At 67.4% G+C, this 20,575-nt stretch carries 22 protein-coding genes and 1 tRNA gene; all 23 read right to left on the reverse strand.

The window, feature by feature from the left end; all coding sequences use genetic code 11:
- Window positions 1-2: 2 nt before the first annotated feature.
- The 23 genes from V3391_RS06480 to V3391_RS06590 all read right to left on the reverse strand — a co-directional run bounded on the left by V3391_RS06480 (window position 3) and on the right by V3391_RS06590 (window position 20,488).
- Window positions 3-3,542 carry a hypothetical protein gene (locus V3391_RS06480; protein WP_332077573.1) on the reverse strand — a complete coding sequence of 1,180 codons (3,540 nt, stop codon included), beginning with the start codon at window positions 3,540-3,542 and terminating at the stop codon, window positions 3-5.
- A 4-nt stretch (window positions 3,543-3,546) separates the two neighbouring features.
- Complete coding sequence (locus tag V3391_RS06485; protein ID WP_332077574.1) at window positions 3,547-3,945, reverse strand: hypothetical protein; 399 nt, start codon at window positions 3,943-3,945, stop codon at window positions 3,547-3,549.
- The gene (locus V3391_RS06490; RefSeq protein ID WP_332077575.1) at window positions 3,945-7,667 is read right to left on the reverse strand and encodes a hypothetical protein; all 3,723 of its coding nucleotides are present in this window, start codon (window positions 7,665-7,667) and stop codon (window positions 3,945-3,947) included. The genes V3391_RS06485 and V3391_RS06490 overlap by 1 nt, the downstream gene beginning before the upstream one ends.
- A gap of 27 nt (window positions 7,668-7,694) precedes the next feature.
- Window positions 7,695-8,351 carry a hypothetical protein gene (locus V3391_RS06495; RefSeq protein WP_332077576.1) on the reverse strand — a complete coding sequence of 219 codons (657 nt, stop codon included), beginning with the start codon at window positions 8,349-8,351 and terminating at the stop codon, window positions 7,695-7,697.
- A 3-nt stretch (window positions 8,352-8,354) separates the two neighbouring features.
- The gene (locus V3391_RS06500; protein WP_332077577.1) at window positions 8,355-8,567 is read right to left on the reverse strand and encodes a hypothetical protein; all 213 of its coding nucleotides are present in this window, start codon (window positions 8,565-8,567) and stop codon (window positions 8,355-8,357) included.
- A gap of 1 nt (window position 8,568) precedes the next feature.
- Complete coding sequence (locus tag V3391_RS06505; protein WP_332077578.1) at window positions 8,569-9,357, reverse strand: phage tail tube protein; 789 nt, start codon at window positions 9,355-9,357, stop codon at window positions 8,569-8,571.
- Between the two features lie 25 nt (window positions 9,358-9,382).
- Window positions 9,383-9,877 (reverse strand): hypothetical protein, encoded by a 495-nt coding sequence (locus tag V3391_RS06510; RefSeq protein ID WP_332077579.1) that lies wholly within the window; start codon window positions 9,875-9,877, stop codon window positions 9,383-9,385.
- Entirely contained in the window at window positions 9,864-10,199 is a 336-nt protein-coding gene (locus tag V3391_RS06515; protein WP_332077580.1) for a hypothetical protein, read from the reverse strand. Before V3391_RS06515 ends, V3391_RS06510 begins: the two co-directional genes overlap by 14 nt.
- Before the next feature lie 46 nt (window positions 10,200-10,245).
- A complete protein-coding gene (locus V3391_RS06520) occupies window positions 10,246-11,274 on the reverse strand; it encodes a major capsid protein (protein ID WP_332077581.1) in 1,029 nt (342 codons plus the stop codon).
- Window positions 11,275-11,356: 82 nt separating this feature from the next.
- Entirely contained in the window at window positions 11,357-11,779 is a 423-nt protein-coding gene (locus tag V3391_RS06525) for a head decoration protein (RefSeq protein ID WP_332077582.1), read from the reverse strand.
- Complete coding sequence (locus tag V3391_RS06530) at window positions 11,776-13,287, reverse strand: S49 family peptidase (RefSeq protein WP_332077583.1); 1,512 nt, start codon at window positions 13,285-13,287, stop codon at window positions 11,776-11,778. The genes V3391_RS06525 and V3391_RS06530 overlap by 4 nt, the downstream gene beginning before the upstream one ends.
- The gene (locus V3391_RS06535) at window positions 13,284-14,813 is read right to left on the reverse strand and encodes a phage portal protein (protein WP_332077584.1); all 1,530 of its coding nucleotides are present in this window, start codon (window positions 14,811-14,813) and stop codon (window positions 13,284-13,286) included. Before V3391_RS06535 ends, V3391_RS06530 begins: the two co-directional genes overlap by 4 nt.
- Window positions 14,813-15,028 carry a phage head-tail joining protein gene (locus tag V3391_RS06540; RefSeq protein ID WP_332077585.1) on the reverse strand — a complete coding sequence of 72 codons (216 nt, stop codon included), beginning with the start codon at window positions 15,026-15,028 and terminating at the stop codon, window positions 14,813-14,815. The genes V3391_RS06535 and V3391_RS06540 overlap by 1 nt, the downstream gene beginning before the upstream one ends.
- A gap of 1 nt (window position 15,029) precedes the next feature.
- Entirely contained in the window at window positions 15,030-17,132 is a 2,103-nt protein-coding gene (locus tag V3391_RS06545) for a terminase gpA endonuclease subunit (protein ID WP_332077586.1), read from the reverse strand.
- Window positions 17,107-17,622, reverse strand: coding sequence for a DUF1441 family protein (locus tag V3391_RS06550; RefSeq protein WP_332077587.1), 516 nt, complete (start codon window positions 17,620-17,622; stop codon window positions 17,107-17,109). Before V3391_RS06550 ends, V3391_RS06545 begins: the two co-directional genes overlap by 26 nt.
- Window positions 17,623-17,787: 165 nt before the next feature.
- Window positions 17,788-18,105, reverse strand: a complete 318-nt coding sequence (locus V3391_RS06555; protein WP_332077588.1) for a hypothetical protein — start codon at window positions 18,103-18,105, stop codon at window positions 17,788-17,790.
- A complete protein-coding gene (locus V3391_RS06560) occupies window positions 18,105-18,299 on the reverse strand; it encodes a hypothetical protein (protein ID WP_332077589.1) in 195 nt (64 codons plus the stop codon). Before V3391_RS06560 ends, V3391_RS06555 begins: the two co-directional genes overlap by 1 nt.
- Window positions 18,296-18,496: a hypothetical protein gene (locus V3391_RS06565; RefSeq protein WP_332077590.1), complete on the reverse strand. Its 201-nt coding sequence runs from the start codon at window positions 18,494-18,496 to the stop codon at window positions 18,296-18,298. The genes V3391_RS06560 and V3391_RS06565 overlap by 4 nt, the downstream gene beginning before the upstream one ends.
- Window positions 18,493-18,909, reverse strand: coding sequence for a hypothetical protein (locus V3391_RS06570; RefSeq protein ID WP_332077591.1), 417 nt, complete (start codon window positions 18,907-18,909; stop codon window positions 18,493-18,495). The genes V3391_RS06565 and V3391_RS06570 overlap by 4 nt, the downstream gene beginning before the upstream one ends.
- The gene (locus tag V3391_RS06575; protein WP_332077592.1) at window positions 18,891-19,397 is read right to left on the reverse strand and encodes a hypothetical protein; all 507 of its coding nucleotides are present in this window, start codon (window positions 19,395-19,397) and stop codon (window positions 18,891-18,893) included. The genes V3391_RS06570 and V3391_RS06575 overlap by 19 nt, the downstream gene beginning before the upstream one ends.
- Window positions 19,381-19,812: a hypothetical protein gene (locus V3391_RS06580; protein WP_332077593.1), complete on the reverse strand. Its 432-nt coding sequence runs from the start codon at window positions 19,810-19,812 to the stop codon at window positions 19,381-19,383. The genes V3391_RS06575 and V3391_RS06580 overlap by 17 nt, the downstream gene beginning before the upstream one ends.
- Window positions 19,809-20,330, reverse strand: a complete 522-nt coding sequence (locus V3391_RS06585; protein ID WP_332077594.1) for an N-acetylmuramoyl-L-alanine amidase — start codon at window positions 20,328-20,330, stop codon at window positions 19,809-19,811. Before V3391_RS06585 ends, V3391_RS06580 begins: the two co-directional genes overlap by 4 nt.
- Window positions 20,331-20,411: 81 nt before the next feature.
- A tRNA-Met gene (locus tag V3391_RS06590) sits at window positions 20,412-20,488 on the reverse strand.
- Window positions 20,489-20,575: the final 87 nt, after the last annotated feature.

Here is a 20,575-nt window from a genome sequence, read left to right on the forward strand (position 1 = left end):
GATCAGTCCTTGTCCCAGCGCGCCTGGATGCGCACGCGGTCGTCGGTATTGGTGGCAGGCCCGCTCAACACCGTGCGCGCCGCCCAGAGCGGACCACCGGCGGCGAAGGTGTTCCATCGAACCGTGTTGCCGACGCCCCACCCCGCTCCGAATCCGTCGGCGCGCAGGGTCAGGTACGGCTGGCCGGTCGCCGGATTGATCGGGGCGCAATCGGTGAAGATGTCGCCGCTGGCGATCAGGCCCAGCTTCTCGCCGACGACGTTGTAGGTCGTGGCGCTGGTGAACGTGAGACGCCAGCGCTCGGTGATGGTGTCGGCGTTCGTGAGATCGAGCGGGAACAGCGCGTCGTTGTATCGGGCGCCCGATGCCGGCGGGTCGCCGATGATCGAGTCCGACCACACGTTGGTCCAGGTCGCCTGCGTGAACAGCGAGCCGTAGCGCGCCTGCGCATCACCGAGGATCTGCGCGCTGCTCACCGTGGCGTTGTCGGCCACGTAGTCGTGCGTCAGCGCTTGGCCCAGCTGCACCTCGCCGGTGATCTGGGCGTCTAGACACAGCGCCATGTCCTCGACGACGTGGATCGCGACGAGCGGCTGCACGTAGCCCGCGAGATCAAGCGGGCTTGCCATCGTCAGCACGCCCGTGGCCGCGTCCAGGTTGTACTGGTCGCGACGCACGCCAAGGCCGGCCTGGTCGTAAATGGCCACGCTCGCCAGCTGGCCGCGCGGCAGTTGCACCTGCTGACCAGCAGCGAGGCCGCCGGGCAGCTGGTAGGGCTGGCTGTCCTGCACCACGAGCGTGTCGCCGCGGCGGACCACCGGCACGCGGCCGTCTGGCGGCAGGCGCACCGGGTTGATCTTGATGATCTCCGGATCCACCGGCACGGTGACCTGCACCACGCAGTTGAAGCGCACGGTGCTCGGGATCACCTCGGCGGGGCGCCAGATGTAGCCCTCGCTGTCGACGTCGGCCACGTTGTACCAGGACTGCGCCTTGTCCTCTGGCGTGAGCGTGCTGTCGAGCACGTAGCGCCCGAACGCCACCGAGAACGCGCCGCTGTTCGAATCGACCCAGCCGTGCATGTCCGCCGTGTCGATGTTCCCGTTGTTGTCGGCTGTCGCGAGGATCTGCTGGCCATCGGCCACGCGATTGGCGACCAGCGTGAACGTCCCGGGACGCAGGGGCGCGCCAGGCGTGCGGCCGTGGATGATGCCCATCGGCAGCGGCGCCACCTCGGTCAACAGCGTCCGAAGGGCGAGGCTGGGCGCGACACCACCTGCCCACGACGTCAGCGCGACGGTGCCCGCGGCGTAGTCGATCGTGCCGGCTGCGGTGCCGGCACCGGTCGTGTGCGACATCGAGTGGTACAGCGTGCCGCTGCGGTCGTAATAGGTGCGGCCCGCGAAGTCGAACAGCACGCCGCCGGGCACGATCGAGTTGCGCACCAGCGGCACCAGATCCAGCGCGAGCGCGCCGGCGCCGTGCGACTCCAGTGCGTTACCGACTGGCGCATCTGCGGCGGCATAGTCGACCGTGACCGCCGTCCCGTTGACCCAGTCCACGTAGATGAGCTGATTGGCGTACTGCTTCGCGGTCCGGACAGCGCGGGCGGTGGGGCCGAACACGCCGCTGTCGTCGGGCAGACGGCCCGGAAGACCGGGGGCGAAGGCTTCGCGCTCGAGCATCGCGACCCGCCCGGATACACCGCCCGGCAGGATGACGATGCCCTCCTCGTAGACGACCTGTGCGCCCAGCACCGCAGCGCCGGTGCTGTCGAGGATCGCGCCTGCGCCGTTGTCGCGCATGCGCCGGTGCGCCTTGCTCTGCCCGTAGCCGACCGTCTGCAGCTGCAGCGTGCCCGGGCGCACAGGGCTCGCCAGCGCGATGGTGATGCTGCCGCTGACCAGCGCGGGGGTGTGGGTCTCGACCGTCGACGACGCTTCCTGATACTCGACCTCGAACTCGGCGTTCGAGCTGGGCAGGACTGCCGGCCGGAGCAGGATCTCGCCGGCGGCATAGATGACTTCGCCTGTTGCAGCGCCCTGCAGCACCCCCGCACCGTTGTCCGTCGCGGTCCGCAGCGTCGCACCAGCCAGCCAGCGGACGGTCAGCGAGCCCGGTTCGATGGTCTGGCCATCCACGAGGATCTGGAACGCCGGCAGGCGCACGGCGACATCGCCCGTCCGCACCTCGAATTCACCGGTGGTGCCGAAGCTGTAGACCACGGCAGACCCGACGTCGGGCAAGGCGCCGAGCGTGACCGGCGCGCTGCCGGTCTGGAAGTTGACCAGGCCACTGCCTGTCCCCGCCTCGCCCACGATCTGACCGCTACCGTTGTCGGCCAGCTGATACCAGCGTCCGAGGGCGCGGTAGGCCACTGTGGTCGTGCCGGGCGATGGCAACGGGCGCAGCACGGGGGCGTAGACGTAGCCGCGATTCGCGATCGAGACGACCGACATCCACGTGTTCGATACCTTGCTCACGTGGGCCGCGGGCCGGTAGCTCAGCTCGAAGGGCCAGCCGGTGTTGTTGACCTCCGCACGGCCCTGCGCATAGTCGATCGTCCCCACGATTGCGCCAGTGGCCTCGTTGCGGAGGCGCCCGTCGCCGCGGTCGACGTAGTTTTGCGGACCCGCCCCGTACACCGAGCCCGGCAGCACCGGGGTCTCGAAAAAGTAGACGCCGCTGAAGTTCGCATTGCTGCGCCGGATCACCGGGCCGGAGGCCATCGCCACCAGCGACCCCTCGGGCCGCGCATCGACCACAGGTGCCTCTGTCGTCGCGGATGGCACGAGCTGCGCGAACACGGACTCCACGCGCACGCTCAACGACCCCGCGGGCGCGTCCCGCGCCAACCTCACGATGCCCTTGTAGCGCGCCGCATCACTGGCGATCGTTCGGCGCACCACCGAGCGGTTGGCGTCGACTGCGAAAAATCGGTTCGGCTGGCTGCCGAGGAACTCCTGCGTGAGCGGCTGGCTGATCTCGAGCGTGATGACGCGCGCTTGGAAGTCGCCGCGGTCGTCGGTGTAGGACTCGACCTGATGCTTGACGTCCTGCACGCGGATGAACTCGCGCTGCCCGGTCGCGTCGTTCTTCAGCGCATAGACCTGCCCGATCTCGGGCAGCGAGAGTTCCGGGCGTTGGTACACCAGCACCGTGCGCTGACCGACCAGCTGGCGGTCGTACGGAATCATGCGCGTGATCACCGACTCGTCCAGATAGCGCTCGACGTAGCTCTGCGCGTCGCTGCGCACGTCGCCCCAGCCCGGCGTGCGGAACAGCACTACCGAAACGCGCGGGTCCAGCGGCTCCTCCTGCACGATCACATGGAGGTCCGAGAACAGCGACGCGTCCTGCGTGTCCGCGATCGCGAAGAACTTGCGTAGCGACACCTCGCCGTTGACCCGGTCGATGCGGCTGATGTCGTCGAAAAGGTTGTTGACCTCCCCGTCGACGATCTCGGTGGCCGTCGCCAGCCCGCCGCCGTCCGGGTTGTCGGTCAGGCGCTGCGGGCGGAACAGGGTGATTTCATCGGCCATCGGGTCAGACCTGCATCAGTCGAAGGGTGAGGTGGTAGTAGTCGGCGGAGACGTGCGGCGCGATGTGGATCAGCGGCTCGGCTTCCACCGCGTTGTCGGCGTGCCGGAAGCGCACGTTGAAGGTGCGGCCGTCCTCCAGTTCCAGAAGGAGCGGCGCTTGCCGCGGCTCGCTGGCCAGCGCGTGGAGAGCGGCGACTGTGGCGCGCGTGGTGACCGCCCAGTGCCCTGCGCCGTCAGTTCCTGATTCGAGCGTGATAGGCCTGCCGGCGCGCTGCGCCGACTCTTCGATCCAGAGCGCGCCGTCGCTGGCCACCTCCACCTGGCTGGCTGTCGGCAGCCAGCGAAACTCGTCCTGCCATCGCATGTCGGCAGGCAGATCGATCGTTCCGAGACGGAGGGCCATCAGCCGCGCCTCCCAGTACTGCGCGAACGGCTGCGACCGAGACGCCGGAACAGATCCACGGCCGCGCGCTCCTGCGCGGCATCGACCTCCATGTCTATGGCCGGTCCGTCATCTGGCTGCAGCCGCACGATGACCGTCTTGACGTTGCTCTGCACGCGCGTGCCACCGCCCTCGCCGGCTTGTGCCTGCAGGGCGTCCACCTGCTCCTGCCGCTTGCGCTTCGCTTCGTCCTCGGCGGCGCGTTTCTCTTCGGCGATCTGCTTCTTCCGCTCTTCGAACGCCGCCTTCGACACAGCAAGGGCGCGTAGCTGCTCGTCCGTCACATAGCTATAGGTCTGCCGCAGCTGGTCGAGCTGTTGCATCTGGGGGTCGAGCGCATCGGTCTGCGCCTGGTAGCTGGCCGTCAGGTCCTGCACCGCGTCGTTCTGCTCGGAAATCAGACGGAGCACGCGATTCATGTTGTCGACCCACAGCCGCGGAGAGGCGGCGTAGCGGTTCTGCGCCATCAAAGCCTGTATGGCCGCAGCCGACATCGCCCCCAATGCGACGCCGGCCCGCTTCGCGCCCTCCTCGACCTTCCCCGTGCCCTGCCCCACGCGGTCGCCGGCAGCTGCTACGTCGTCCAAATTGCTTGCAGCGTCCGATGCTGCGCCGCTTGTTTCGTGCAGGGCGTCGGCAGCACGGCCAGCACCTCCGGCCACCGCATCGCCCGCACGCGTGCCGGCCGCCGCCATTTCTCCCAGGCCGTCGTTGACCCGGAAGATCTGCTCCATGACGCGGATCTCGTTCTCGACGCGCTGCCGCGTCGCGGCGTCGCTGTTCGCAGCGGCGGCGCGCATGGCTTCGGCGTAGCGCTGAGCGGCGGCGCGAACATCTTCGATGGCGGCCTCGCCGCGGCCGGCGGCTTGGCGGATCTGGTGGAACGCCTCTTTCGCGGCGTCGCGGGCGCGGTCCAGCTCGGCCTTGCTGGTGATGCCGAGGCGACGGAAGGAAGCGTTGAGCGGGTCGAGGGCGCCTTGGATCTCGCCGATGCGGGCGCGCAGCGCGACGAGCGAACGCTCCGTGCCTTCGAATCCGACCTTGCCCTGATCGCCGGCGGCTTTCATCACGTCGCCGAGAGCCTTGGCTTCGGCCTCGGTGCTGGCGAGATCGAGCGCGGCCTTGAACGCGGCTTCGATCTGGGCGCTGGTGGCGTTGGCTGATTCGGCGACGGTGGTGAAGGTGGCGATCGCATCGCGGCCGGCCACGGTGATGTCGACGCCCCACTGGCCGGACGCGACGCCGAGGCGCTGCAAGGCAGTCACCAGAACGGTGTCGATGACTGCCGCCGCGCCAGCTGGCGCTGTTTCGAATCCGGCGAACGCGGCCTGCGCAGCCTGCTGGAACTTCAGCAGCTCCTCGCCACTGACGCGCGCCAGCGCGGAGCCGAGCCCATCGGAGACGTTCTGCGCGGCGGCGCTACTGGCGCTTGCGATCTCGGCGAGCGCGACCGCCGTATCGGACAGGCCCTGCGGCGCATTGAAGTCCAGCTTGTCGACAAGGTCGCCGACCTGCCGTGTGGCTTCCTTCGCCGAGCGGGCGGCACCCAGCAATTCCGTTGCGATGGCACGGGCACCGGCGGAGATTCCGTTGTTGCGGATGACCTCGTCCAGCGCGCGCAAGGCGTCGGCGGTCGCCTTCCATTCCGCACTGGCCGCAGCAGTACGCTGCGCATCGCCGATCGCGCGCATCTCGCGCACCACGCCCTCTCTATACCGGACGGCTTCATTCAGCCGGTAGCGGTACGACATCAGCTCGTCGCGGGACATCTTCGCGAGCTGCTCGCCGTTGCGGAGCTGCTCGTCGGCGTTGCCTTTGTACAGCTCCTGCAGCTGACGGCCCAGACGGAGGCTCTCGGCCTGCAGGCTGCGCTGCTCGCGCTCCCAGCCCTCGGTGAGGCGCTTGGCGTCCTCCATGTCATCGATGGTGGCTTTCAGCTGCACCATCTGCTGGATGGCCCAGTCCGCGCCGAGAAGCAGAACACCGACGCGGATCTGCTGCGGAATGGCGCGCAGCCGATCGCCCAGCGTCAGCGCTGCCGCGCCCTCTGCCGCCGTTGCCGCAGTCAGCGCGCGTGTCGCCGCGAGGTTGGCCAGCTTGTTGTTGGTCAGCGTGACGTAGTGCCTGGCCAGAGCGACGAGTTTCAGGCCGACATACGCCTTGCCCAGCAGAATCACCTGTTCGGCATTTCGTGCGAACACGGACGCGGCAGCGCCTACCAGCTTCACCAGCGGCGCCAGCTGTAGCGCAGTGCTCTTAGCGGCGCTGGCCATCCGCACGATGCCGTCCGCGATCTGCTGGGCCCACCGGCCCAGCGTGCCGTCACGCTGCAGGCGCGCGGTGGTGTTGAGAAGGTCGCTCAGCTGGCTCTTGAAGTAGTCCAGAACACCGCGATCGGCGATGTCCTGCTGGAAATCCTTGAAGTTCTCGCTGACCGACTTCCACAGGCCCGCGATAGTCCCGACCTTCTGCGCCGCCGCCGCGCCGCCATAGGACTCGACCAGCAGATCCATGATGATGCGCTGGGCTTCGGCGGTACGGCCGGTGGCCTCCAACTGCGCGAGCAGCTGCTTCTGGCTTTCTTCGAGGACGAAGCCCTGGCGGCCCAGTGCCTGCATGGCCTTGGTCGGCTCTTGAAGCGAGCGGCCGACGATCTCGGCGCTCGACTCAAGGGACGTGCCCAAGAACGCGGCCTGATCGATAACGATCTGCATTGCGTCCGGGAACTCGCCCTTCAAGACATTCGTGTATGTCAGAAGCCGCGCTTCGGCCTTCGCGATGTCGCCGGCGCCGAAGTTGCTGACCTTCGAAAACGAGTCCGCAAGGCGCAACAGCTCTGCAGCGGTGAACTCGCTCTGTCGCTGAGTCGAGACCAGCGCCGCGTTGAGCATCGCAACGACCTGCTCGCCCTCGCTGCCCTCGGTGACGATGCTCTTCAATCCGCCGATCAGCGATCGCGCGGATAAGAACCCGAAGACGCCGGCGACCACTCCTCGCAGGCGACCAAACACGCCGCTGGCGCCATCGGCTTCCTTGGCAACGCTGGCCGTCTCATCGCGCGCGGCAGCCGCGCGGCCGCGGTATGCGTCCAGCGATTCGGCAGCAGCAGTGCCGGACCGGGCGAACTTGCGAAACTTGTCGTCGCCCTCCTCCATGCGATCGCGGAGCTGACGCTGCGCGGCAGACTGCTTCTCGACCACCTTCACCTGCTCGGCGACGGCGGTGGTGGTTCGGCCGATGTTGTTGCGCAGATCAGCCTGGGCTTGTGCGAAGTCGTTCGTGTTGACGCCGAGGCTCGCCAGCTCAGTGTCGGCACGCTCCAGCGCCTTCCACTGCTTCTCGACCGACGCCTCGAGGCGGTCAACTTCCTCTCGCGCGGCAGCCTGGGCGCGCTGCAGATCACGACTGGGCTTCTCAGTGTTCTGCAGCTCCAGCGTCAACTGGTAGGCGGATGCGCTGGCCTGGCTGAGCGCGGTCTCTGTGCGCTGCAGCTCTTCCGACAACTGCCCGTAGCGGGCGGACTTGGCGGCCGCTTCGTTGAGCTCGGCCAGGTTGTCGATCAAGCCTGAGGTTTCGCGCTGCGTCTCAACCGATACGTCGCCAACTCCGGCGAGGGCGTCGCGCAGCTGGTCCAGGCCTTCTCGCCCTTGGGTTTCCAGAACGAGGCGGATCGCCTCTTCCATCGTGGAACTACCGCGTGCGGCCATGGATCAGGCGCCCCGATTCAGGCGGAACTGACGTTTCAGTTCCAAGAAGTAGTAGGTGGTGAGATCGGACAGCGTCGCGTCGCGCACTTGGCGCGAGGGTTCGTGCCCGACTCCGGACAGCATTTCGAACGGGCTGGGTCCGCGGAGCATGCGCACTGGGCCGCGGCCGAAACGGCGCCCACGCGCGCGATCGAAGCTGCGCACACGGATCGCCTCGCGGCCCTTGATGGTCGCGATGAAGGCGCTGTCGTAGGTCTTGCGCTTGCCGCGCACGATCTCCGCCGATGCTCCGGCGACCAGGCGGCCGTTCTTGCGGCGCGCAGGGCCACGCCAGCGCCCGCCGAACTCGATGAGCCCCAGCTGCCGCGTGCTCGCCCAGATCGATATCAGTTCTTCCGAGTCGCGTCCCTTGCCGCGCACGCCCTCTTCAATCCGGAACCGGTCTGCCAGCGCGGAGGCGCGGACGTTGTAGATGGCGCGCACGTTGCGCTTCGCTGCCGGCTCCGCCCGGCGGAACAGGCCGGCGCGCGCTCGGATCACGGAGACGTCGTAGGCGTCGAGCAGATTGCCGGCGAGATCGGTGAGCCCATGCAGGTCACGCGCAGCTCGGCCGTTGAGATAGAACTTCAGCGCGCTGTTGCGGCGGCTGATACGCGCCATTGGTCAGTTCTCAACCAGCGCGCCGTAGCGGCGCAGCAGCTCGACTTCTGCCGGCGTCGCACGGTATGGGGTGTGCTCGGCATAGACGATGCCGCGATGACGATGCCCAGCACGGAGCGTGACCGCTCGGATCACATCGATGGGCGCCGCCACCAGCGCCGGCTGCAGGCCTGCAGCCGGTGCTTCGGGCGCCGTCGGTTGCCGACGGCGGGGCACGTCAGGTCCGCTCGCTGTAGACGCGGAACGTGTACGGCGCGGGTGCGCCGTCCGGCACGATCAGAAGGCCCGTGAGCGTGGGCGACAGCGGCTCGGCAGACAGCCAGTCGATGTCGTCGTCGACACCCAGACGCGCCTCGTAGACGGTCAGTTCGCCGTCTTCCTTGCTGATCCGATCTTCCATGTCGCCGGTGATGTAGAACGATTCCAGCGGCGTGGCGCCGCCCTGGATCAGCGTGCCGTCTACCGCGGCGTAGGTGTAGCTGATCGACAGTTCGTCGTCCTTGGCGATCGTGCCGGTGGCTTTCGGAATCACCTGGCCGCGGCGCAGGTCTGCCACATAGTCCGTGCCCGCCACCAATGCCACACCACCCTTCTCCACCGCGAGCGCGCTGATGTAGACGTGGGGCAGCTGGATCGGACGCGTGGCATTGGTCACCACGACCACCTCGTCGGTGACAGCGCCGGACGAGACTGCAGCGTCCACTGCCTCACCGCGCAGAACGCGCGCAAGGATGGCAGTCGGGAGCTCCTGCAGCTGGACGGACACGCTGGTGGCGCCCGGCAGCTGATCGCTGTGCAGCGGCTGGTTAAAGCGAGCGCCGCGGCGCTTGGAATTGATGACCACCTCGTCACCCGGCTCGTAGCCGAACTGGAGGAGGTTCGTTTCGATGGGCTGGTTGCCGAACGGGTCGGCCGGCTCCGGAATCACTGCGATCAGATCGCCGTTCGCAGCCATCCGCCACATGCGGATATCGCCGGCAAACTGCCGGACCTTGGGTCGTGCCATGGGTGTCTCTCCTGGGCGGGGTGTATCAGGCGGGGAATCGGTCGGTCACAGACGCGCGAGCGGTGACCTGTGCGATAACGAATGAGGCATTGGTCTCGGGATCGGTTTCACCGCCAAGGCGGGCACCGGTGATCTCGAGGGCGGCGAAGCCGGCCGGCATGTCGCCACTACGGCCGCTGGTTTTGAAGGTCAGCGCGCGCACGAGATCGGCTGCGCCGCAGTGCGCGGCCAGCTTCAAGTTGGTGTCGCTGTCGCGCGGGATGACGTACTCGATCAGGATCTCCATGTCGCTATTGGCATGGCCTTTCCCGGCCGTCGTCGGATCGAGGTTGCGAGCTTCGATGAAGGTGCATGGCGCATCGGCAGCGGCTTCACTCTCATCGAGCAAGCTGTCGTCGAGCACGATTTGGCCGAGGCCTAGATCGGTGTAGTAGCCGTTCTCCTGACTCACGCCGAGCAGCACGTCCCGCAGTGCCTCCAAGGCGAGCCACGTGACGGGAGCTCGGTCAGGTGCGGGCACGGGTCACCATCCAGCGGCTGATCGAGCCGTCGTTACTGATTGGCTTTGCGAGGTCATACAGACCATCGGCGAGTCGGACGGTGCCGCGCTGCTTCGGGTCGAAGCCAGGTTCGAGGATGAAGGCCACCTCTGTGCGGCCCGCCACGACCTGACGCATATCGCCGATCGTTTCGATGTCGCGATCGACGTATGCCCTGACCGGGCGCTGCACCGCGCCAGGCTCGCTGCTGGGTGCGAGGTACTGCACCTCGTCAGCGATACCGGCGCCACGCAGCGCGCCATGGATCGCCGCGTCCATTGCGGCGAGTGCGGGATTGGACATGGGAGCTCCGTAGACCGGGGCCGGCGGTACGCCGACCCCGGCGCGGTTACGCCGTCAGGCGGATGACGACGTCGGGGCGGGTGTTGAGGTTCAGCGCGTTGGACTGCGACTCGATGTCGATGCCCTTGCCGAAGCGCTGGACCTCCGACTTGGAGTAGTACGGCAGGCCGATCGTGTTGACGGTCTCGATGTAATCCGCCGGGGCGAAGCGCGTGATGAACATGTCCGGCACGCCCAAGGGGAACGCGATCGCCTCGCCCTCGGGGATGTAGCGGTCATCGCCCACGGCCGAGCTGACCTCCTCGAACGTCACGCCGCCGAACGTGAAGCCGCGGCGCAGGTCGTCACGCAGCGCGGCGCCTTCCTGCCAGCGGTCGAATGCCTTCTCGACCTTGGCGTGACCGGTGAGCTGGTCGAAGAATTCGGGGCTGCAGAAGACATGGATGCCGCTGTACGGCACGCCGCCGAGCTTCTTCTCGACCTTGCGCTTGATCTCCATCACCTTGTTGCGGACGTTCGTGCCCGTATTGCCCAGCGCCAGCGAAACCGACTCCTGGGTGATGCCGAACTCGCGGTAGATGTCGATCAGCACCGTCCCGTCGGCATCCATCACCTGGCCGCGAATGGCGCCCATGCGGTGGTACTCGATGGTGTAGTCGTTGTCGCGCTTGTGCACCGCCTGCAGCGCGCTGACCTTCTGCGTGACGGCGGTGATAGCGCTGCTCAGCTGGAGGTTCTCACCGGATTCCGGCGGCGCAGCGATCGAGAAGGCCCGTGCGTTCTGCACCTCGTCCGCCATCACCGTGGAGCGCTGCGGCAGGTGCGGGATGAGGAACGGCTTCGCCTTGCTGCCGTGCAGCGCCTTCGGCTGCGACGGCGCGCCGCGCGGCACGGCCGGCACCAGCGAAAGCTTGTGGTCCTGGATGCCCACCAGCACGAACGTCGTGGAGACGCCTGCCTCGGAGAACAGGCCCATGTCGCCGATGCGGGTCGGGGTGTCGGGGAGGTTGTTGATGTTGGCGGTCAGCGACTGCGTGCTGAGCGCGGCGGAATCGACCAGCTGCTGGAGATCCATGGTTCCTGTCCTCTGAAAAGCAGAAGCCCCGCAGGTGCGGGGCTATTGGGTGGTGAAGCGGTGGTGCGGAGTGTCGGCCGGGTCAGCCGCCACCGCCGCCGGACGGGGGTTCTGCTTCCGCCTCGGTCTGGTCGGTTTCGAGACCGGTCGGGCGCACGGTCCAGCGGACGCGGATGCCGATGGCATTGAGAGCGCTGGCAAATGCGGTCTTGATGACATCGGTATCGTCCTCGGCCCACTGCAGCAGCTCGCCGTGCACCTCGGCGTCGCTGTCGATGACGGTGGCCTTGACGTCAGAGCCAGCGTTGTCCGAGCCAGTGTCGACGCCGCCGTACAGCAGGCCGGCGACATCCTCACTGGAGGTCGCCACGTTGCCGGACGAGTCGAGGAACGTGCCCGGGCGCAGGTAGCCCTGGCCGGCGGGAAGGGTGAAAAGCGCGCGCGAACGCTCGCCATGGGCCTCGCTCAGGAGGAACTCTGCGGTGTTGCCGGTGGGCGTGATCATTTCTTCGATCCTCGGTTCTTACTGCGGTTTGCGTAGACGTGGTTGGGGTCGAGCCCCTGCTGCTGCTTCAGCGCGGCCGCGACGACCGCGGTGCTCTGTGTGGGCTGCGCGGTGACGAGCTCGTCGCCAACGCTGGCGGTGGCGCCGTCGAGCTGCGCCCTCGCCTGTTCGATCGTCGCGCCGGACTTGATGAGGTCCACCGCGAGCGATCGGGTGTGGGTGGCGCGGCACAGATCGGCGATGCCCTGGGCGCGTTCGACTTCGACCGCGACCGCCTCTGGCGTCTGGACGTAGTCCATCAGCGCGACGGTCAGATCGGGCGCCAGGCCGGCGGCCCTCACGGCCGTTGCGATCTGGCCGGCTGCGGCGTGCCTGGCTGCCTCAGCTTCTGCGGCAGTGGCGTCGGCTGCAGCGGCCGGAGTTGCGGGTTCTGCGGGTGCCGCGTTGGCGTCGCCATTGGCTTTCTCGTCTGCGGTGATCTCGGTCAGCGTTCCGGCTGCGAGTGCGGCGGCATGCGCTGCCGTGTCGGAGATCTCGCCGGCTTGCGCTGGGCGCGCCAAGGAACTCGCCGCGAGTTCGGCATCGCCGGCGTCGTCGCCTTCATCACCGGCCTGAGCCGGTGCATCGACGCCGGGCGCACCGAGATGGGCGATCAGGTCATCCCACGTGCCGAGGCGCGTAGCCATGCCGGCGGCGACGGCGCGCTCGCCGTAGAACACGCCGGCTTGGGTGGCGCGCACGGACTCTTCGTCCATCTCGCGGTATTGGGCGATGGACTTCACGAACAGGGCATAGGTGCGATCGACGTCTTCCTGCGCGCGTGCCTGAGCCTGTTCCGACATGGGGAAGTGGGGGTTGAAATCGATCTTCTGTTCGCCGGCATAGATCGGCGTCACCTTCAGGCCGATCTGCGCGTCGTTGCCGCTCCAGTCGTAATGGAACGCACAGACGCCGACCGAGCCGACGCCGCCGGTACGGCTGACCCAGATCTCATCGCACGCGGCGGCGAGGCCGTAGCCGGCGGAGTAGGCGTAATCGTCGACCAGCGCATGGATGGGCTTGCGGCCGCGCGCGGCGAAGATGCGATCAGACATGTCGAACAAGCCGGATGCCATGCCGCCTGGCGTTTCCAAACGGAACACGACAGCGCTGATGCCATCGTCCTCGATCAGTTCGTCGAAGGCATCGCGAATTGCCGTGTAGCTGACGGGGCCCGCGCCGCTGGCGCCGGGCATCGGCCGGTTGACCAGGCCGCCGGAGATGTTGATCACTCCGATCTGGCCAGCCGTCTCGGCCTCTGGTGCCGGGGTGGCCGACACACGATCGGTGGTCAGCTGGGTGTCGAGGCTGGTGACGTCGCCGGTGAGATAGGCATTCACCATCGCCTCGGCGGTAGCGCGGTCCGCGAGCAGCGGACGGTTGAGCACCGCGGTCGCCAGCGACGACACGACGGGAGCCGGCTTGGCACGGCCGAACAGGCGCGCGAGCACGCCGGGCGGATTCTTCATGGGGTCTCTCCGGATTCGGATGCGGTGTCGTCGGCAGGCGCCTTCTGCGCGCTGCCGGTGCGCGCGACGCGGCGCGGATCGGTGTCGAAGATGAAGCCGCGCGCGTCGGCGTCGGCGTTGTCCTGCTGGATCTGGTCGGCGACCTCGTCCGGATCCTCGCCCTTTCGCAGGATCGTCGCGGACTTGGATTCCAAACCGCCGCGGATGGCTTTGATGTCGGCGTCGACGTCCTGCACTGGATGGCTGTAGGGCCAGCCCTGCGGCACCCACAACGTCTCGCTGACGTCTTCGCGGATCTCGTCGTATCCCGGCACCGTCAACGCGCCGGCGAGCACCGCGCGATCGAAGTAGGCCTCGCGGATCGGCTGCAGGCAGCGCGGGATCAGCATCAGCCACTGCCGCATCTCGATGAAGCGGCGGAACTCGTTGAGGATCAGGCGCAGCGCGCGATCGCTGACGTTGCGCAAGTCGCCGGTCAGCACTTCGTAGGGCACGCCCCAGCGCGCGGCGATGGCCAGCAGGCCCGTGCGCAGGTAGTCGGGGTAGTTGTTACCGGCGTCCGGCGGCTTGGTCTGGTTGAACTTGCGGCCGGTGCCGCCGAGGTCGATGGTGGAGCCAGGCTCCATGGAAACGTCGAGCGCGCCCTCGTCCTCCGGTCGCAGCCCTGCCGGTGCCGTGCCGTCGCCGGTGAGCTGGTCCGCGAGCGGATCACGCGGCTCGCCGCTGGTGTCGGCGTCTTCGAAGAAGCCGACCAGCAGGTTGCCGATCTTCTGCCGCTCGAGCACTGCATCGTCCATGGTGTCGAGGTTGAACATGCGCACGAGCACCGAGGCCGAGCGCGGGATGCCGCGAATCTGGCCGGCGCGCAGTGGCTCGTAGACGTGGATCACCTCGTCCGCAGGCACACGCTTGAGCGTGGTGGCGTCAATGTCGGTGCCGGCGTGGTAGTCGCCGGGGTGGCGCGGGTACATCCAGTAGGCGACGCGACGGCCGATCAGGTCGAACTCGATGCCCGCGCGAATCTGGTTGCCGTTGCTGGCCGTGCCGTAGAAGTGCGGCGGGCACTGCTCCGCCTCGATCACCTGCAGCTGCAGCGGCACCGGCAGGCCGTCGCTGAGGCGGCGATTGCGCAGGCGCACGAAACATTCGCCGGCCTCCTCGCACTCGCGCCAGATCAGCGCCTGGATGCCGTCGAAGTTGAGCACGCCCTCGGCATCGCAGTGCTTGCTGAATCGCTTCCAGAGCTTGCGTTCGCGCGCCTGCCACGCTTTCGTGCCCCACAACGGCTTGGCCTGGATGCCAGTCCCGATGCCATTGGCGACGCTCTTGTCAGCCGCCGCGCCGGCCCACGGGTCGTTGCGCGCTGCGTTGCGCGCACGCGCGACGATCTCGCCGAGGCTGTAGAGCGTGACGACGTTCGGGCCGAGGCTGGCCGAGCGCATCATCTGCAGGCGCCGGCCGTTGCCGCCCGCCTTGTAGCCACCGCCGTGCGTGGTCTCGTTGGGCGGAGCGCCGTAGCCGACCATTAGAAGAATCCCTGGCCGGTCTGGGTCATGCGGATGATCCGGCGCGCACGGCGGGGCCGCTCGCCGGCTTCGATCTCGGCGAGGATCTCGCGACGCGCGGCGCGCAGCTCGCTGAGGTTCTGGTACTGCACGCGGCGTTCGCCGTACTGGACCGACAGCGTGCCGCTCTTGATCGCGGTCTCCAGCTGCTGCAGATCGGCGCGGGTGTATGCCATGTCATCGCCTCAGGTATCGGCTCGGCACCACGCGCGGTCGTCGTGACCGCACCGGTGCCGGCGCTGGCGGTGGAGGCTCGTCGCCCTTCACCACATCGGGGTTCGTGTCCCAGCCGGCCGCCCATGCAGGCGGGTTCGACCAGTTGATGGCCGGCGCCTTGATCCACAGCGCCAGCGTTTCGTTGTAGACCGCGAGGTCGAAGGCTTCGTTTCGGCGTTTGCCGAGGTTTTCCCAGCCCTTCGAGGTCCGGGTCTCGGCCGTCAGCTCTTCGTAGAAAGCGGTCGGCAGCCAGTCGCCGAAGCGGTAGTAGCCCGGACCAGGTTCCTCGCGCGCCACATTGGCCGCGACCTGATCTTTCATTCGGTCGACGTTGATCAGCAGCTGCGGCACATCGCCGCGGCTGCCGGAGTTTCGATCTTTGCGCTTGCTCGAATCCGGCTTCGTCTCTTTCCAGAGATAGTCGACCTTGCCGCCTCGGCCCTTCACCAGGCGGACGCGCCAGTGCAGGCCGCGCTCCTTCAGCGAACGCCAGAACTCCAGCGCGCGTGCCGCGTGCCCCTCGGCGCCGCCCCAGTCGATTCCGACCGCGCGCACCGGCATCGTGCGTCCGCTGCCGTCGTCGAGCGGGTAGCGACGCTGGATGACCTTGGGGACCAACCTCTCCCAATCTTCGAGGTACTTGGCCGGCTCCAGGCCGAGAAAGCCACCAGCCCCGTCCGGCCGCTCGGATGTGCGTAACGAGAAGCTGTCGACGATGCAGCGTTCCAGCGTGCCGCTCGCACCCGGGCCCCAGCCCATGACCTGGACCACGAACCGGTTCTTCTGACCGTCAACCGTAGCGGTGAGGAAGTGCACACCGGGCGGTACGCTGCCGGATGTCCATGTTTCCGCTCGGTCCTGCATCGCCGTCGGGTTGCTCTCCGACCGCGCCGCCATCGGCACGTAGTTCAGCGCCGCGTCGACGTTGTATGTCGTCTTCAGCGGCTTCTCTTCGCCGGTCTTGGCGTAGACCTTCAGCGCCTGCAGGTAACGCTCGATCAGCGATTCCCAGCTCTGGAACGCCGCGGCCACGCCGCCGAGGTAATAGCTCGTCGTGCGCGATTCGATGACGTCGCCATCGATCGTTCCATCTCGGTGGATCACCTGCCCCTCGCCGACCCAGTCGCCGCGCAGGTTCATCGCGTCCTTCCAGCGATCCTTCAGCCCGACGTGGCAGTGCGGGCAATAGACGATCGACAGGCGCCGCGACATGGTGAGCATGTCATCAACCTGGACGCGCTCCAGCAGCTCGCGCTCCAGCGGCAGTTTGAACAGCTCATAGCCGGGCGAGGCCTGGAAGTATTCGCCGCACTCCATGCACGGCCAATACCAGCGATGGCGGTCACCGCGGTTGTAGAGGGAGGCGATGCCGCCAGCCGGTGGCGCTTCGTGCGGTCGTTCCGCGCTCTGCCGCCACTGGCCGTCGACGTAATCGGTGGCCGGACTGGATTCCGCAACGACGATGCCGCCGGACATGAAAGTCTGGCAGCGCTTCATCGCGAGGCCGAACGCTTCGTCGATGCCGAGGTCGCCGGTGAAGTTGTCGACGTCCGTCATCAGGACGCGCTTCACATCCTTTCCCGACAGAACCGACAGCGATGGCCAGCCCAGACGGAGCGACATGCCTGACCGGAAGAACTTCATCAGCACGTTGTCGTCGTGCGCACGCGGGCTGAGTTGCTTCAGCAGCTCCGGGCTGCCGCGGATCCCTCGGCTGATGCGCGTCTTGCTGTAGTCCTCCGCCGCGTCCTTCGTGGACTGGATCACCATTACGTCAGCCGGGTCGCACGTGATCGTGTGCGCCAGGCAGCCTTCGATCAGCGCCAGTGTCTTGCCCGATCGCGCAGGCCCGACGAACACCACCGCCTCGTGCAGGCGACTCGATGTCGCGTTGAGCGGCTTCACCATGTAGGGCGTCGTCGACGCATCCCACGGGTTGCCGCTGCCGGTGCCGGCATTGACGCGCAACGCCCTGGCACCGTCCGACACCAGAATCCGGCGGGGTGGCCGGAGCATCATGGCGACGTCGTTGCGGATGCTACGCGCTGTCGCGTGCGTCGCCATCAGACTCGTCCGTCACCACTCTCTCGTACATCAGCTGCCGGATCCGATCGCAGCGCTCCTGCACCTTCACCACCTGTTCCGGCTTCAGCGCCAGCTTCCGCTCGAGGTCGTCGGGCAGCGTGTCGAGGAACTGCACGATCTGCTTCACCAGGTCGGCCATGTCCGCCTCGACCTCGACGGCCGGCACCAGCGTGCCCATGGTCATCTCGACCTTCAGCCGCTCGTTCTCGGACTGGAAGAAATCCTTGCGCTCCTTCGGCGGCAGGTCACGCGGATCGATGACGCCGCCATCGTTCGCGCCACCGCCGCCGGTACCGACCAAGGCGCTTGCGGCGTCAGCCAGCTGATACACCGGGCTGCCGTTACGTTCGCCCAGCGGCGGCACCCCGCTTTCCCGCAGCCGCTTGGACACGGTGGCGCGCGCCATTCCGAACTCTTGCGCCAGACGCGATACCGACCATCCCGCGCTGAACGTCCGCAGGTCACCCATAGCAGCCTCGATAGCCCTGTTTTTACGGGCTCAAGCGAGACCTGCTGCTGTCACCCATGTGCGCCGGAAAATCTGTCGAATACCGCGGCCCTTTCCCCCCGCGGTTGCCGCGGAGGCGCCCAGGGTCCCCGAAGGCCGACTTATCCACAGGTTGTGGATAACCTCTCATAGCTGTTCAGGTTCGCGCGGCGGTGCAACGATGACGCCAGATCGAACGAGCGACTGGATGAAGACCGCGCACGCGCGCCGGCTGGCTTCGCATGTCAGCAGTCGACTGGCCAGTTCGCTTACCACGGTTTCGCCCAATGCATCCCAGGCATTGGCATCGGCCGGGTCGGCATGCCAGCGCACGCCGGTATCACTGAGGCTGACGGTGCACGCCTGATAGCACAGCACGTCCGCATCGGCTGCCGGTGCATCGGGGCGCTTCTGGTTCGTGCATGCGCCGAGCATCACAGCGAGTGCAACGATGGCGATGCGCATCACGGATGCCCCACGGTGTTCATGGACTTGGCCAAGCTGCGCGCGTTCTGCTCGCAGCAGCAGCGGTACGGCGCGCCCTCGATGCCGGTCTGCCCGCCATAGATCTCGCGACCATCGGCGTCGGTACGCGCGACGCGCCAACAGCCCTCGCCGTCGTCGTACTGCGCGCGCCAGTCGCGATGCTCAGCGCTCACTGCGGGTCAGTTGGCACTTCGCGCAGCGTGAGCTCGCGGTTGTCCCAGATAGCCCCGACGTACTCCTGCCCCGCGTCCGTCAGCGTGCCGACGACCTTCGAGTCGGTGAAGCCGTCGGAACGGCTGTCGATAGCGACGACCTCGACCTTCACCTTGTGCGGGTTCTGTGCGAGCTGGATGCGGACTTGCGTGGTCATGGCGATCTCCGGTTTGAAGTTGTGCGCTCGGGCGACTCGCCGAGCATCGTGTTCACCGCATCCATCCGCTCTGCGCCTGGCGCGCAGGCCACACCGAGCGGCGCGCGGGCGACAGCGTTGCGGTAGTTGCGACCCGCAGTGCTCAACGTGGCGCGAGCCGCGGCGACGTCGGCACGCAGCTGATCACCCGCTGCACGCGCATCGGCCTGCAGCACGCCACTCAGCACCAAGCCGTCGCGCGCGGCGTCGAGATCTGCGCGCAGCGGCGCGGTGACCGCGGCGATGTGCTGGCGGTAGTTGCCATACAGCGATGCGGCCAGCGCGAGCGCGAGCAGCAGCACCCACTTCCACGCCAGCCAGAACGCGCTGAGGCGCGAGGTCACACTGCCGGCGATCACGGGGCCACCATCCATTCGGGACGACTTACCTCGTGCACCAGTCGCATCACATGCCGCTTGCTCAGGGCATCGCATGCGAATAGGCGATCCCACTGCGCGGTCATCAGCTCGACCGCAGCGCCGTCCCAGTCCTGGCGGCGCAGGCAATCCCACAGCGCGGACCAGTCGTTCAACTTTTCGGCGCCGAGCAGATCGGCGATCGCGTACAGGTACTTCAGCCGCGACTTGGCCTCCGGGTGTACGGCGACCAGTTCGAACACCCGACCGCGCAACGCCGCGACAGTGAGCTTCACATCTTCGGACAGCGCCACGCTCGCCGCGTACTCGGTGATCGGGCGCTTCTCGATCGGACGCCCGAAGCCGTGGCGGCGAATGCCCAGCGCGTCGACCTTTGGATACGGCTGCATCGAATGGATGCCGCGCAGCAGTTCCATCGCTTCCGCGTGCGCGATGGTCTCGATCTCCTGCAGCGCCTTGTCGTCGAGATCAACCACCGCTGTCATCACTTTTCAGACTCTCGGGCTGTGCGTTCGGACGCATGCGGTAGAACAGGCCTGACGCAATCGTCCAGACGACGTAGGCGCCGGTGCCGGCGAACAGGCCGTACTGGATTCCGATCGCGCTGGGGTAGCGGCAAATCACCATGAGCGACGCGATACCGAAACCGAGCAGACGTGTGACCCGCATGGTCCGGTGGGCCGGCCAGTGAGGCGGCAGGAAATGCGGCAGCCACGCCGGCGCGAACCCGCCGACGATCGACGCCATCAGCGTCGGCGCGAACAGCGGCAGCGCGCCCAGCACCTTCAGCTCCGCCCACACCCACTGGAAGAACGGAAGCGACTGGGAAGACAGCACGAGCGTCAGGATGGCCAGCAAGATCGCACCAGCACCGGCGCCGACCTTCTGCTGCGTGGTCATGCCTTCGCCGCCTGCGTCAGCACGGCCGCCACATCGCGCGCCGCGACCCACTTGCGCGCGTCGTACGCGGCGAGGTCGGCGGCGTTGGTGATGAAGAACAGCTCGACGATGATGCCGCCGGCCTGGACGAACGCCAGACGGTGATGCTGGCCTGCGTTCTCCGGCTTGGCGCCGCGATTCCGCAGACCGAGCGCCTGCGCGACTGCCTTGCAGATCTCGGCGCCGAGGGCCATGTCCTTGGGCGCGGACAGCGTCTCCACACCGGTGGCAGTGGCGGCAGCCGCAGCGTTGCAATGGAACTCCACGCCGAGCGGGTGACGCTTCGCGCGCACCACAGCCTCGCGCAGCGGCAGGTTCGTCGTGCCGTTGCCGTCCAGCTCGTGCGGCACGCCCGCGCGCTGCAGGTAGAACGCCACCATGTTGCGGAACTCGACCGCGATGTCAGCCTCACGACGGCCGAACGCAACGGCACCCGGGTCGGTGTTGCTGTGTCCGGCGGATACGAAGATCGAACGCATGGTCGGCCTCACGGCAATAGGTGCCCGCCACCGCTGCCAGCTGGGCGCGATGAGTTCTGATCTGGACGGGGTGGCGGGTGTTGGTAGCAGCGGCCCGATTCGAACGGGCGACCTGCGGTTTATGAGACCGCCGAGATGCCGGACTTCTCCACGCTGCTGTCGGGTCGGGGCGATCGGGAACACCCAATCCATACCCCGGAAACGACTGCGGCCCGCTGCGCCCGGTGGGGGCATAGCGAGCCACA

Origin of the sequence: Luteimonas flava (genome assembly GCF_036584485.1) — a bacterium.
GTDB lineage: Bacteria > Pseudomonadota > Gammaproteobacteria > Xanthomonadales > Xanthomonadaceae > Luteimonas > Luteimonas flava.

Bases quoted from the DNA above. Each gene is read 5' to 3' on its own strand.
- V3391_RS06540 (WP_332077585.1), bottom strand. From the start codon at position 15,028: ATGGCATACACCCGCGCCGATCTGCAGCAGCTGGAGACCGCGATCAAG.
- V3391_RS06480 (WP_332077573.1), bottom strand. From the start codon at position 3,542: ATGGCCGATGAAATCACCCTGTTCCGCCCGCAGCGCCTGACCGACAAC.
- V3391_RS06575 (WP_332077592.1), bottom strand. From the start codon at position 19,397: ATGACAGCGGTGGTTGATCTCGACGACAAGGCGCTGCAGGAGATCGAG.
- V3391_RS06585 (WP_332077594.1), bottom strand. From the start codon at position 20,330: ATGCGTTCGATCTTCGTATCCGCCGGACACAGCAACACCGACCCGGGT.
- V3391_RS06495 (WP_332077576.1), bottom strand. From the start codon at position 8,351: ATGGCGCGTATCAGCCGCCGCAACAGCGCGCTGAAGTTCTATCTCAAC.
- V3391_RS06525 (WP_332077582.1), bottom strand. From the start codon at position 11,779: ATGATCACGCCCACCGGCAACACCGCAGAGTTCCTCCTGAGCGAGGCC.
- V3391_RS06565 (WP_332077590.1), bottom strand. From the start codon at position 18,496: ATGACCACGCAAGTCCGCATCCAGCTCGCACAGAACCCGCACAAGGTG.
- V3391_RS06490 (WP_332077575.1), bottom strand. From the start codon at position 7,667: ATGGAAGAGGCGATCCGCCTCGTTCTGGAAACCCAAGGGCGAGAAGGC.
- V3391_RS06555 (WP_332077588.1), bottom strand. From the start codon at position 18,105: ATGCGCATCGCCATCGTTGCACTCGCTGTGATGCTCGGCGCATGCACG.
- V3391_RS06550 (WP_332077587.1), bottom strand. From the start codon at position 17,622: ATGGGTGACCTGCGGACGTTCAGCGCGGGATGGTCGGTATCGCGTCTG.
- V3391_RS06515 (WP_332077580.1), bottom strand. From the start codon at position 10,199: ATGTCCAATCCCGCACTCGCCGCAATGGACGCGGCGATCCATGGCGCG.
- V3391_RS06545 (WP_332077586.1), bottom strand. From the start codon at position 17,132: ATGGCGACGCACGCGACAGCGCGTAGCATCCGCAACGACGTCGCCATG.
- V3391_RS06570 (WP_332077591.1), bottom strand. From the start codon at position 18,909: ATGGATGGTGGCCCCGTGATCGCCGGCAGTGTGACCTCGCGCCTCAGC.
- V3391_RS06530 (WP_332077583.1), bottom strand. From the start codon at position 13,287: ATGAAGAATCCGCCCGGCGTGCTCGCGCGCCTGTTCGGCCGTGCCAAG.
- V3391_RS06580 (WP_332077593.1), bottom strand. From the start codon at position 19,812: ATGACCACGCAGCAGAAGGTCGGCGCCGGTGCTGGTGCGATCTTGCTG.
- V3391_RS06535 (WP_332077584.1), bottom strand. From the start codon at position 14,813: ATGGTCGGCTACGGCGCTCCGCCCAACGAGACCACGCACGGCGGTGGC.
- V3391_RS06505 (WP_332077578.1), bottom strand. From the start codon at position 9,357: ATGGCACGACCCAAGGTCCGGCAGTTTGCCGGCGATATCCGCATGTGG.
- V3391_RS06485 (WP_332077574.1), bottom strand. From the start codon at position 3,945: ATGGCCCTCCGTCTCGGAACGATCGATCTGCCTGCCGACATGCGATGG.
- V3391_RS06520 (WP_332077581.1), bottom strand. From the start codon at position 11,274: ATGGATCTCCAGCAGCTGGTCGATTCCGCCGCGCTCAGCACGCAGTCG.